The sequence below is a fragment of the Bacillus sp. RE35 genome (assembly GCF_052146655.1).
GTDB classification, from domain to species: Bacteria; Bacillota; Bacilli; order Bacillales; family Bacillaceae_G; genus Bacillus_A; species Bacillus_A cereus.
Genome location: NZ_CP197377.1, coordinates 3177770 through 3190593, shown reverse-complemented (window position 1 = coordinate 3190593; position 12824 = coordinate 3177770). Strand labels below are relative to the sequence as shown.

Sequence of the window (12824 nt, the reverse complement as noted above, 5' to 3'; positions counted from 1 at the left end):
AATTGTTTGGAATGTGAATAAACAAAAAGTTTAGAAGTGATACAGACTGGATAGAGTCTTGTATTAAATAAACAGAAAAGGGGTATGGGTTTCTAAAAGGTTTCGGGGGTTAGAAAGCACTTTTTAGTTAATAGCTTTAAATTATATTTTAAAGGGGAATGGGTATATGAAGTTTCGAAATACAAAGATCGCTATGGTTACACTATCTTCATTTTTTATTTTAGGTTCTGCATCTCTATCATTCACAGATACTATACACGGTGAAGTGGTTCCTGCATCAGCACAGGAGATTATTGTAAAAAATTATGACGATACATATTATAATAACGCAATAGGAAAAACGGGGTTAGAATTAAAGAAGGAACTGCATAATATTATTGATAATCATACAAAGTTATCATACAGTGCGGTTTGGGAAGCGTTAAGAGATACTGATGAAGATCCAAATAATAAAAATAATGTGATACTCTTATATACTGGTCGTTCGCAAGGGAAACTTACGAATGGATCAGGAGTAAATAACTGGAACCGAGAGCATGTTTGGGCAAAATCTCACGGTGACTTTGGAACGACTGCAGGACCTGGAACAGATCTACATCATTTAAGAGCGACGGATGTATCTGTAAATAGTTCACGTGGAAATCTAGATTTTGATAACGGTGGTGTAAATCATTCTGAAGCGACAGAATGTAAATATGATAGTGATTCTTGGGAACCTCGTGATAGTGTAAAAGGAGATATTGCTAGAATGCTGTTTTATATGGCTGTTCGTTACGAGGGGGACAACGGCGAAATAGATTTAGAACTAAATGAAAAAGTGAATAACAATAAAGATCCATACATGGGGAAACTATCTGTTTTATTAAAATGGAATGAACAAGACCCGGTCGATGATTTAGAGCGAAAGCGTAATGAAGTGATTTTTACAAAATATCAACATAACCGCAATCCTTTTATTGATCATCCAGAATGGGTAAATAAAATCTGGAACTAAGATTTTTAAAGGTATTATATTTTGATAAAAGGGATTGATCATTATGATCAATCCCTTCTTATATTTTTACTAGAATAAATGATTTTTATAGGACTAGTGAGGGAAATAGAATAGATATTTATATGGAACGATAGTACTTATTTATCTAGTTAAGTATTTAGTAAGGTCCCCACTCAATATTCACCCCAACAATAAGAAAAACAAGTCCAATGATAAACCAAATGAGTGCAAGTGGAGCCATGAAACGAATCCATTTTCCATAAGAAATCCCGCTTGCTGCGAGAACGCCCATTAAAACACCGGAAGTTGGATTTAAGCAGTTTACTACACCTTCTCCGAGCATAACAGCCTGTACTGTAACTTGGCGTGTAATGTGCATGAAATCAGCTAATGGAGCTAATATCGGAATAAAAATAACCGATTCTCCTGTCCCGGATGAAATAAGGAAATGTAATGCAGCACTACTTACGTACATACCGATAACGCCAAATACAGGGCTTTGTCCTTCAAGAGACTGTGCGAACTGGTTAACGATAGTATCAAGTAATTTGCCTTGTTCTAAAATGACTGAAATACAGCGAGCCATTCCGACAATTAAAGCACCATAGATAAGGTTTTGGCAGCCAGTTAGAAAAGTAGAAGCGATATCGTTTGCTTTCATGCCACCTATTATTCCGGCTGTAATTGCTATGAAAATAAAAGTAGCGGTCATTTCTGCGTCCGTCCAATGCAGACGAAAAGCGCCTATTAAAAATGCAATTAATGATAAAGCTGAAACGAGTAAAATTAATTTATGACGTATCGTCCAAGGAACTTCCTTTTTCTCTGCTTCTTTTTCGCTTGAAAGAGCGTTACTTGGAAACCAGTTGTCGCCAAGGATGCTTCCTTTATTCGATTTTTTCAAGCGCTTTACATACCAATTTATATATAGAATGGTAGCAAGTAAAAAAGATATATAAATTGCTGTGCGTAAACCAATTCCCGAAAACATCGGAAGTTCTGCGATCTTTTGTGAAATGCCTAAAGGTGAGGGGGATAAAATAGTAGCATTAAAACCAGCATAAGTGCCTAAATAAATAATTGCTACGCCAACGATAGCGTCCCATTTTAATGTGCGGGCAACGATGATGCCGATAGGGATAAAGCCGATAACTGAGTTAACGATAATGCCAGTCGTTCCGAGAATGGAAAAGAGTGCGGCGACAATACATATGAAAAGTAATTGCTGATTACGAAATTTGTTAATAACATGATAGATTAAACCGTCAAGGGCACCTGTCTTTTCAAGAATTGCAATGGCTCCACCTGTAAATAAAATTAGAAAGATAATAGGAGCAGCAAGTGTCATTCCTTTTTCAATAGCGGTAAAAAAAGAAACAAATCCTACAGGTGATTGCGGAACAGAATGGTAGCTACCTGGTATTGTCGTTGTAACGGTCCCGTTTGTAACCCTTTTAAATTCTCCAGCAGGAACGAAATAAGTAGCAATGGCGCAAAGTAAGGCAATAAAAAATAGCAGTACGTACGCATCAGGCATTTTAAACTTTGGTTTACTAGGTTGTTTTTTTGCCTCAGTTTGTATTTGCATAAAATCCCTCCTTCTTCACTTGGTTAATTTTTAATATTCTGAATTTAATCTGTGAAATAGATTATAATAAAGGTAGCTTCTTAAGGCAATAGTTTTTGTATCCTTTTCCCGCACGTACAAATTATTGCAATATTAGACAGGGAAACGATAATAAGCCAAGAATATGTTATGTAGAAAGAAAAAGGAAAAGAGGGAACAAGATGTGGAAAACTACTGATCTATGTGATGAATTTGAAAAGGAATTACAAATATGTCGCCAGTCTTTTCGGTCTTTTGGGAAGAAAGAACAATTCCACGGGAAAATTGCAACTGTAAAAGTGAAAGATGATAATGTACTAGTGAAGGAAGGATTGCAAACATTACCAGAAGGAACAGTATTAGTTGTTGATGGCGGAGCGTCTACGAATTGTGCGTTACTTGGTGATAATTTGGCAGCTATTGCGGAAGAAAGAAAGCTAGCAGGAATTATTGTGAATGGGTATGTTCGTGATTCTAGTGAACTAAAGAATATTAATATTGGTATTTTAGCGTTAGGAACGATGCCAAATAGAAGTGTGAAAGAAGGAAAAGGAGAACGAAATATTTCATTGCACTTTGGACAAGTGGATTGGAATCCAAATGAATATGTCTATGCGGATGAAGATGGCGTCATTATTAGTGAAAAGAGTTTACATCGTTAAGAGTTAATAAGTTATTATTCTTAGAAAATAAATCCGATAAAGCATGGACAAAATTCTTTGTCAATAGTAAAATAATACAGAAATTTAAAATTTACAGAATGTATAGGTTTATCGTTTTACGATAACTTAAATGGAAGTAAGTTGTGCCAAGAAAAGTGAATGTTATCACAATGATACGTTCATAAACAAAATTATTTTTCCTATACAAATATAGCCGCGAATAATGCGGGTAGGAGGTGTTGTACATTTTTGTTCGACACTTACAAAAAGAGAGTGTCAATCGCACGCCCTTGAAGGGCCTTTTTTTGTGTAAATGGTAGTAAGGGAGGAAATTTTGGGATGGCAATGTTGAAAAAGTGGCTGCTTACGTCGTTAATGGCAGTGACACTTGTATTTGTTTCTTTTGCGAATACAGTACATATTACGTTTGCTGAAGGAAATACAGCAAAACTTGCAATTATTGGGGAATCACAAAAGGGCATTATGTTATGTCCGAAAGAAGAGCAAATTAAAGATGGGGAAACAGCTTTAAGTTTGCTGCAAAAGGTCATGGGGGACAAAGTAGAATCTGAAACGATGTCGTTTGGAACATATGTAAAAGGAATCGATGGTTTAATGGCCGGGGCTACAAGTGCTTGGCTATATGATGTAAATGATAAGTCTGCAGAAGTCGGAGCAGATAGTTATAAATTAAAATCTGGAGATGTTGTTGTCTTTCGCTTTGTTTCAGACTGGAGCAATATAAGCCAGGAAACATTGAAAGAAACGTTAGATAAGTTCGGGACGTGTAAAACAGAAGAACCTAACGGTGGCAAACCAGAAGAACCAAAGACGGATGATCCAAAACAAGAAAAACCAGAAGAACCGAAGACGGATGATCCAAAACAAGAAAAACCAGAAGAACCAAAGACGGATGGTTCAAAACAAGAAAAACCAGATGGTACAAAAACAAATGATGAAAAACCAGAACAACCAAAGCAAGAGAACATTCAAGATCCAAGCGCACAATTAAACGAAGCCATTTCTAAAACATCAGATAAGATGTTACAAGATGGAATTGAAAGTGACTGGGTAGCTGTAGCGCTTTCTCGTTCTGGAAAGAATGTGCCAATTGAGGCAAAATTAAATTATGTTAAGTCAGTAACTGAAAAAGTAGAAAAGCGCATTAATCGTTTTTCAGCGACAGATTTAGCTAGAACAATTATTATGATGAATGCAATGAGTGCAGACCCTAAAAATGTAGGTGGACATAATTTAGTTCAAAAATTGTATGAGTCAGATAAAGTGAATTCTGTTACAGGTTATGCATTTGCTTTACTTGCATTTGATACGAAGAAGTATGAGATTCCAGTTGAATCAAAATGGAACAGAGTTGCTCTAGTGGAAGCACTGTTAAATAATCAGCATACAGACGGTGGATGGACTTATAATAGTTCAGGTAGTAAAGATAGTGCTAGTAGTGTTGATGTAACAGGTATGGTTTTATCAGCATTAGCTCCTTATCAAGAGCGATCAGATGTGAAACCAGCTATACAAAAAGCTGTTGCGTATTTATATAACGAACAGCTGCAAAATGGCGGTTTTTCAGCTGATGGACAAGAAAATTCAAATAGTACTGCGCAAGCAATTATTGGATTATCGCTTGTTAAAGATGTAGATCAAAATCGTCTTCATAAGGCAATGCAAAACCTATTATCATATCAACTTTCAAATGGTGAATTTAAATGGTTACCAAGTGATCAAAATGGTAACGGAATGGCTACAGAACAGGCTCTTTTAGCATTACTTCAATTTAAGGAAATGGGAAAATCTATTTATGATTGGTCTAATGTAGACGCTGGTGATGTAATTAAGCCAAAACCGATTGAAGAGCCAGAAAAGGTCGTTGAACCAGAAAATAATGTAGTAGAAAAAGAAGTTATTGAAGAACCGAAAGAACAAAAACAAGTACAACAAGAAACAAAAGATGAAAATCTAAAAGTAGTTGTAGATAACGAACCGGTTAAGAATAAAAAAATCGGAAACGGTAACAGTCTACCAAAAACAGGAGCATCTTCTCATAGTGCAGCAACAGAAGTAGGTATGGGCGTATTATGTATTGCTTCTGCATATGTATTATGGAGACGTAAAGCAGCTTAACAAAAAATTAGGAGCAATTATTTGCTCCTAATTTTCGTATGAAAGGTGAGAGATAGGATGAGTAAGGTGAAATGGTTCATTTCTTTACTGCTTTCGCTCGGGCTACTTGCCGGATGTGAAGAGGCAGCTGTAAAGCCTGAGAAGAAGGTAGAACCGAAGCAAGAAGAGGTAGCGAAACAAGAAGTACAAAAAGATGAAGCGAAGCCGGAAGAAAAAACAGAAGAAAAGCAAGCTGAATCAGAGCAAAAGCAGCAAGAAGAGCAGAAAGAGAAACAAGAACAAAAAGTAGAAGAGAAGGCGAAAGAGGAAAAGCCGCAGGCACAACCAGAGGTAAAGAAAGAAGAGAAACAACAGGAACAACCGAAAGAGCAACCTGCTGTAAATAAGCAACCAGAGCAGCAACAAGTACAAGAAGAGAAACAACAACCGAAAGCACCAGAAGTAAAAGAAGAAGCAAAGGTTGTGAATCAGCCGAAAGAAACACCGAAGCAGGAGCAAAAAGTTGATCCGAATAAAGCGGAGAAAACGATACCGACTCCGACCGTTCCAAATTCTGAACAACGAAAATCAGATCCGGTTCCACCGCCTAAACCGCAAGCAAAACAAGTAACAATCTCGGTAAAAGGAAATAACGGATATATAATGGGTGCGAAAAAGATGGATGTACAAGATGGCGATACTGTGTATAAAGTATTACAACGTACAGGATTAGATGTTGATGCAAGCGGATCTAGAGATAGTATTTATGTAAAAGGTATTAATGATTTATATGAAAAAGATATTGCGGATACTAGTGGATGGAAATATCGTGTGAACGGTGCTTTTCCAAACCATAGTGCTGGTGTAGTTACGGTAAAACCAGGAGATACAATTGAGTGGGTATACGTATTACAATAAGAAAGGCATTCGGTAAAGGGCTATGAAAATAAGTTTTTCTTCTTTACATCCTTTTGTGAATTTTTTCTATTATATCGGGGTGATGATACTATGTACGATGTGTCTTCATCCTCTTTTTTTAATTGGAGCAATAGTATTAATTATTATGTTAAATGTGATGCAAGGAAATAGCGAAAAGATAAGAAAGATGCTACCGAGCACAATGGTTTTCTTTTTTATGGTAATTTTATTTAATTCGTTATTAACGCATAGAGGTCGAACTACGTTATTTTGGTTAGGTGATAGCCGCATTAAGCTTGAGGCGATTATGTTTGGAATAGTAATGGGGTTATTACTAGTTGCAGTTATGTTTACGTTTGCCTCATACAATGATATTATTTCCAGTCATAAATTTTTATATTTGTTTTCAAGAATTTCACCGAAAGTTGCATTGTTAACGATGATTACAGTGAGATTTGTTCCTTTGTTTATTAGAAGATTACAGAAAATCACACTCGTCCAAAAAACGAAAGGTGTGCAGGTAGATTCAGGTTCGATAATAGAACGCGTCAAAAATGGTATGCAATTGCTGCAAGTATTATTAATTTGTTCATTAGAAGATGCACTGCAAACGGCAGATTCTATGCAAGCTCGTGGATTTGGTGTAACGAAGCGTACGACGTATATTCGCTATAGAATGGAAAGGCGTGACTGGTATACGCTCAATTATTTAATCATTCTATTTATAGCTGCTATTGTATGTAGTAATTATGGCGGAGGGAAATTGATTATTTATCCGAAAGTCGAATCTATTTTATTCCAGCAATACGATGGAATGATGTTTGTATTATTTACACTGTTTATTAGTTTACCAATTATGATGGAAGGAAGGGAATGGATATGGTGGCGCATGCAGAAATAAATAATTTATCATTTGTATATGCTGATGAAAACGAATACGCGTTACAGCATATTTCTCTTTCTGTTCAAAAAGGTGAGTTTATTGCACTTGCTGGAGGATCGGGATCTGGGAAGACGACGTTATTAAAACATTTTAAAAAGGAGTTACTTCCAATTGGTACGCGTTCTGGAGAAATATTTTATGAGGGTGTTTTAATAGAGGAAGTAGCTGATTTGTTATCTGCCCAAGAAATTGGGATGGTATTTCAAAACCCAGAAAACCAGATTGTTATGGATACAGTGATTCAAGAATTAGCATTTTCTTTAGAAAATATCGGATTACCATCACATATTATTCAAAAAAGAATAGCAGAGCTTATTAGCTTTTTAGGATTTCAAGATTTATTGCATCAATCTGTTCATACGTTATCTGGTGGGCAGAAGCAGCTTGTCAATTTAGCTGCGGTATTAGTTATGCAGCCGAAATTGCTATTATTAGATGAACCGACAGCGCAGTTAGATCCAATCGCTGCAAAAGAGTTTTTAGGATTATTAAAACGGATTAATGAAGAACTTGGAATTACGATTATTTTAAGTGAACATCGTTTAGATGAAGTTATCCCGCTTGCAACACGCGTTGTTTGTATGGATAATGGCCGTATTATGTATGATGGTAGTCCTAAAATTGTTATTACGGATATGTGGGGAGTAGAAACATTCCGTCCATTTATTCCGCAAATTCCAAGGCTATTTTTAGAGTGGAATGTGAGAGATATTCCGTTTACAGTGCGAGAGGCGCAAATGAAAATGAATGATTTTGCAGCGATATCATATGTAAATGACCCAATAGCACAAAGTGAAAAGCAAGAGGTAATTTTAAGCGCAGAGCATATTTCGTTCCAATATGAAAAAAATAGTCCGCTTATTTTACGTGATTTATCAGTTTCGATTGAAAAAGGAAAATGGGTAGCGCTCGTTGGGAAGAACGGTACAGGTAAGTCTACACTGTTAACGATTTTAGCAGGATTACAAAAAGCGAGAAGAGGAAAAGTAAAGTGGAACGGAAAAGTGATACATAAAATTGATTCGAAAGAACGGTTTAAAAGTATTGGGTATGTATCGCAGCATCCGTATTACCATTTTACATTTGATACAGTATGGGACGAGGTTTATGAACGTGCGCGTGAATTATATGGAGAACAAGGAAAAGAAATAGCAGAAGATACGCTAAAACAGTTTTGGTTGTACTCGCTTAAAGAACGCCATCCGCATGATTGTAGCGGAGGAGAGCAACAATTACTTGCGTTATGTACGACGTTATTATCAAAGCCAACGATATTATTACTTGATGAACCGACAAAGGGATTGGATCCATGGAAGAAAGAAAGAGTAGGAGAACTATTTAGGAAGCTGCAAAAAGAAGGTACAACAATTGTAATGGCAACGCATGATATTGAGTTTGCAGCGAAATACGTGGATCAATGTATGATGTTATTTGATGGAACAGTCATTATGAATGATGCACCGAAAGAATTTTTTAGCGGCAACTTCTTTTATACAACATCTATTAATCGATTCATTCGAAAAGAATTGCCATATGCATTAACGTGGGAGGATGTGTACGAAGCTTGTCCAAACGATATGTTGCATTCATATTATGTATCTTTGCAGTAATAATCGGCACATTACTCTTTACGACACTTGTCATGGACGGTTATTACATGTTAAGTAGTTTGTTTCTATTAGCGGTTATTATGTTACCTTTCTATATCCGTTTTGAAAGAAAGGCGTTTGTTTCACGTGAAATTGTTCTCGTTGCTGTATTAGCGGCAATTGCAGCAGTAAGCCGGGTGCCATTTTCTATTTTACCAAGTGTACAACCAACTTCTTTTGTCATTATCGTTTCTGCAATTGTATTTGGAAGTGAAACTGGTTTTATGATTGGTGCTACAGCAGCAATCGTATCTAATATTTTTTTAGGACAAGGTCCATGGACACCGTGGCAAATGTTTTCGTGGGGCATGATTGGTTTTATAGCAGGTTTACTTCGTAATACAGTTTTTATGAAAAAGCTATGGGGAAGACTTCTTTACGGAGTAATTGTTGGCTTTTTATTTGGCTGGATTATGAATTTCTGGGGCCTTCTCGGTTTTATACGAGAAGCAACATGGGAAACTGTCATTTCGTATTATATCGCAAGTTTTTACTTTGATTTGAGCCATGCGATTTCGAATGTTATTTTCTTATTACTATTTAGTACTTCATGGATTACGATTCTTACAAGATTTAAAAAGAAATACGGTATATTAGATGAGCATAACGTGACATAGAAAAGCATACTCATATAAGGTAGGGTCGCGACTTACATATTCGTTTGCCTCTTTCATGCTTCTTACATAATGTAAGGAGCATTTTTTTGTCAAAAAATCGATTCAATATGCATCCGCTATTATATAAAATTATTTGTATAATTGTAGGTGAGAACTTTTTTCAAAAGGGAGGTGTATAGTTAATGAAGTTAGTTATTCCGAAGCAACATGGTGCATGGGCCATGCTTGTTATTCCTTTTTTATTAAGTGTCATACTTGGGAAACCTACTATTTATCATATTCCATTGTTTTTAGCGTGGTTCTTTATCTATTTAGCTACGTACCCATTTCTTACGTACATAAAGCAAAGACGAAAAAAAGAGTTTTTACAAGTTGCCATTATTTATTTTCTTATTGCGTTCCTATTTGGGATGATTTCTTTATTATATGAGTGGCGAATTCTTTTATTCGTAATAGTAATGATTCCATTATTTATAGTGAATATGTATTACGCTCGTCAAAAAAATGAAAGAGCACTATTAAATGATATTTGTGCGATTATTGTGTTTTGTATCGGTGGGTTAATTAGTTATTCCTTTTCAATGAAGCAAATCGATCATACAGCATTATTCATTGCGCTTATTTCATTTTTATACTTTTTAGGTAGTACGTTCTATGTGAAAACGATGATTCGTGAAAAAAATAATCCGAAGTATCGTCTTATATCTTGGGGATATCATATTGTATTAACGATAATCATATTTGTGATTAATCCGTGGTGTTCTCTTATTTTTATACCAAGTGTCTTTCGAGCAATTGTGTTGTATGGCAAAAAAATTTCTATTATAAAAGTAGGAATTTTAGAAATTGCTAATTCTGTATATTTTTTAATCATAACGGCAATAATTATGAAGTATGCCATTTGAAAAAACTTCCCATCAATTGATGGGAAGTTTTTAATCTTTTTCTAAAATGTGAACGGTGTACTCGCAACGTTGAATAGCTTGTTCAACAGCATAAAGTGATTGTTCAATACGAGCGCGATTAAAATCTTTTTCAACTGTTTCGAGCGCTTCTTCTAAACAATTTTTAGCTTCTTGTAATGATTGAAAAGAATCTTGTACATATCCGCGAGCATTTTGATGCATTTCATAATCCTCCTTGCATGTTCGTATATGGGTAGTATGAACAGTAAGGAAGAAAATATAATTTGTTATATTTATTATATTTGTTTGACAATTAAAGTGGAATTACGTATAGTAAGAATTAAGTGAATATTTTCTTATCCAGAGAGGTGGAGGGACTGGCCCGATGAAACCCAGCAACCGCGATGCAGGTGCTAATTCCAGCAGAACATATTTGTTCTGGGAGATAAGACGAAGATATATACGTAACTTCTTCTTATCGGAGAGGTTTTTTTATTGCAAAAAAACCGATTACGAAAATTTATATTAAGAAGAAAGGGGTTGCGCATTACTGTGACACTCGAAAAATACGTAAAACTGCGTAGTACAGTTTATGAATATATGATAGAGCAAGATAAGCCGATATCATTGTTAGATATTCAAGAACATATCGTTTCGCATCATGAAGGAAAATTCACGAAAAAGATGTTGCATCAATTTTATTTATCAAGATTATTAGACGAACTAAAACTGGATGGGAAAATTACATTAGCTGATGAATATCTCTATGCTGAAAAAGGGGTATTGTATAAGGCGAGAAAAGGGAGCTAAGCTCTCTTTTTTTCTTAAAATAACGGAGTATGTAGAGTAAAAGACTGCTAAAGCAGCCTGATACAGGGAATGGTGTTGAGTGTGTAGTGTCAAAAATTGAATGTGCCTGAAAGAGGCAATTCATATCGGCTGCAAATGAAAAGAGACACCTTCGCCGAATAGGTGTCAGTCGTTTTGTCACGTAGACTTGCTACTTAACAGTAATTAGAATAACATGCAGGATTTTTGAAGTCAAAAGGGAATTAAAGGAAGGGGTACAATTATGTACGCTTACTTATTAAAAGATATAACGAAATGGATCCCAAAGTACATTGTAGATAAGGGATATGAATATTATGAAGATGGGCATGTAGAAGATGTTGAAATACAAGATAAAAAAGTGTTTGCTTTCGTTACTGGAAATGCAGGAAATTATGAAGTAGTTATCGATCTCGAAGATTTTTCAGAAAGTAACTGTGAGTGTCCGTAAACATATGGTGGCAGTTGTTTATGATATTCAAGGTGCTGGTGAGAGTGCAGTTAAAGAGAAACTGAAAGATTTAGAAAAAGAAGAGTTACTTATATTATTAAATCGATTGTTGCAAAGTTCGAAAAACGTACAAATTGTAGAGAAGTTATTAAAGAAGGGGAAACTTTAACGTATAGAGGGAGTTGTTTTGTAGTGAACGTACTAATTATATATGCTCATCCTAACCCTTCAAGTTTTAACGCGGCGATTTTCAATCATGTGCAAAAAGGACTACAGGAAACAAATCATTCAGTGACCGTACTTGATTTATACAAAGAACAATTTGATCCAGTCCTCGTATTTAATGAAGAGAAGAAAAGACGCGATTTAGTAAATGAAGAGGAAACAGCTCGGTATAGAACGTTAGTAGAAGAAGCAGATACACTTCTATTCATCTATCCAATATGGTGGTGGGGGATGCCAGCAATTTTAAAAGGATTTATCGATCGTATTTTCGTAGCTGGATTTGCTTATAAATATGAAGGGGCTCTGCCGAAAGGATTATTGCAAGGGAAAAAAGCATGGGTTATTAATACGTTAGACTCGCCTCTATGGTACGTCGCATTGTTATATCGATCAGCAGATTGGATTATGATGAAGAGAGGTATTTTACGTTTTTGTGGCATTCGCGATATAAAACGGTCAGTGTTTCAATCTGTGAAAACGAGTAAAGTATCAAAGCGTGAGAAATGGTTATTACAAATAGAAGAAAAGGCTCGTGCATTATGAATGAAGTCGATCGTATTATAAACTGTGTTCAGTATGATGGCGAACTTTTTCGGAAGTATGTTACGTGTTTACTTCAATTGAAAAAATGCAGCGAAACATTTCAGCAAATTCAAATAGAGTTAAGAAATGATTATTTAATAAGAGGAATTTGTGAAAGAGAAGTTGATCAGGTAGTACGGGGAAGTAAAGAATATGAAATGCATTTTCTTCCTAAAGTATTACAGTGGAATTTTTTGAGGGAAAATCCACATCTAATTGAAAAAGTGTGCGAAGATTTTTTTGCATTTGAGTCATTACATCTTACGGAGTTAGAGTGGGAGAAGATTATAAATTTCATGGGAAATAAGTGATTTATTGTGTAAAAA

General features: G+C 35.5%; 13 protein-coding genes, 1 pseudogene and 1 riboswitch. Of the genes and pseudogenes, 12 read left to right on the top strand and 2 right to left on the bottom strand.

Going from position 1 to position 12824, the window contains the following annotated elements:
- Positions 1 to 166 precede the first annotated feature (166 nt).
- Positions 167 to 994, top strand: a complete 828-nt coding sequence (locus ACTL4X_RS16380; RefSeq protein WP_000672193.1) for an endonuclease I family protein — start codon at positions 167 to 169, stop codon at positions 992 to 994.
- A 157-nt stretch (positions 995 to 1151) separates the two neighbouring features.
- Here the strand turns inward: ACTL4X_RS16380 and ACTL4X_RS16375 are convergent, their stop codons facing one another.
- Positions 1152 to 2582, bottom strand: coding sequence for a YfcC family protein (locus ACTL4X_RS16375; protein ID WP_086401359.1), 1431 nt, complete (start codon positions 2580 to 2582; stop codon positions 1152 to 1154).
- A gap of 200 nt (positions 2583 to 2782) precedes the next feature.
- On the opposite strand from ACTL4X_RS16375, the gene rraA reads away from it, so the two are divergent.
- The 7 genes from rraA (at position 2783) to ACTL4X_RS16340 (ending at position 10412) form a co-directional block, all read left to right on the top strand.
- Entirely contained in the window at positions 2783 to 3262 is a 480-nt protein-coding gene (rraA, locus tag ACTL4X_RS16370; protein ID WP_000266037.1) for a ribonuclease E activity regulator RraA, read from the top strand.
- 339 nt (positions 3263 to 3601) lie between these two features.
- A complete protein-coding gene (locus ACTL4X_RS16365; protein ID WP_086401357.1) occupies positions 3602 to 5401 on the top strand; it encodes a DUF4430 domain-containing protein in 1800 nt (599 codons plus the stop codon).
- A gap of 57 nt (positions 5402 to 5458) precedes the next feature.
- Positions 5459 to 6298 carry a DUF4430 domain-containing protein gene (locus tag ACTL4X_RS16360; RefSeq protein WP_086401356.1) on the top strand — a complete coding sequence of 280 codons (840 nt, stop codon included), beginning with the start codon at positions 5459 to 5461 and terminating at the stop codon, positions 6296 to 6298.
- Between the two features lie 22 nt (positions 6299 to 6320).
- Positions 6321 to 7199, top strand: a complete 879-nt coding sequence (locus ACTL4X_RS16355; protein ID WP_086401355.1) for an energy-coupling factor transporter transmembrane component T — start codon at positions 6321 to 6323, stop codon at positions 7197 to 7199.
- Complete coding sequence (locus tag ACTL4X_RS16350) at positions 7172 to 8851, top strand: ABC transporter ATP-binding protein (RefSeq protein WP_441394926.1); 1680 nt, start codon at positions 7172 to 7174, stop codon at positions 8849 to 8851. Before ACTL4X_RS16355 ends, ACTL4X_RS16350 begins: the two co-directional genes overlap by 28 nt.
- Entirely contained in the window at positions 8806 to 9507 is a 702-nt protein-coding gene (locus tag ACTL4X_RS16345; RefSeq protein ID WP_441394925.1) for an ECF transporter S component, read from the top strand. Before ACTL4X_RS16350 ends, ACTL4X_RS16345 begins: the two co-directional genes overlap by 46 nt.
- 182 nt (positions 9508 to 9689) lie before the next feature.
- Complete coding sequence (locus tag ACTL4X_RS16340) at positions 9690 to 10412, top strand: YwiC-like family protein (RefSeq protein ID WP_000779985.1); 723 nt, start codon at positions 9690 to 9692, stop codon at positions 10410 to 10412.
- A gap of 30 nt (positions 10413 to 10442) precedes the next feature.
- Here the strand turns inward: ACTL4X_RS16340 and ACTL4X_RS16335 are convergent, their stop codons facing one another.
- On the bottom strand, positions 10443 to 10634 hold the full coding sequence (locus ACTL4X_RS16335; RefSeq protein ID WP_000554032.1) for a hypothetical protein: 192 nt from the start codon (positions 10632 to 10634) through the stop codon (positions 10443 to 10445).
- A gap of 131 nt (positions 10635 to 10765) precedes the next feature.
- A riboswitch (SAM riboswitch) is annotated at positions 10766 to 10864 on the top strand.
- 100 nt (positions 10865 to 10964) lie between these two features.
- Between ACTL4X_RS16335 and ACTL4X_RS16330 the strand changes: the two genes are divergently transcribed.
- The 4 genes and pseudogenes from ACTL4X_RS16330 (at position 10965) to ACTL4X_RS16315 (ending at position 12809) form a co-directional block, all read left to right on the top strand.
- A complete protein-coding gene (locus ACTL4X_RS16330) occupies positions 10965 to 11222 on the top strand; it encodes a hypothetical protein (RefSeq protein ID WP_000171476.1) in 258 nt (85 codons plus the stop codon).
- A gap of 262 nt (positions 11223 to 11484) precedes the next feature.
- A pseudogene (locus ACTL4X_RS16325) lies at positions 11485 to 11860 on the top strand (SWIM zinc finger family protein).
- A gap of 23 nt (positions 11861 to 11883) precedes the next feature.
- Positions 11884 to 12459 carry an NAD(P)H-dependent oxidoreductase gene (locus ACTL4X_RS16320; protein WP_001101572.1) on the top strand — a complete coding sequence of 192 codons (576 nt, stop codon included), beginning with the start codon at positions 11884 to 11886 and terminating at the stop codon, positions 12457 to 12459.
- Entirely contained in the window at positions 12456 to 12809 is a 354-nt protein-coding gene (locus ACTL4X_RS16315; RefSeq protein WP_001006475.1) for a hypothetical protein, read from the top strand. Before ACTL4X_RS16320 ends, ACTL4X_RS16315 begins: the two co-directional genes overlap by 4 nt.
- Positions 12810 to 12824: the final 15 nt, after the last annotated feature.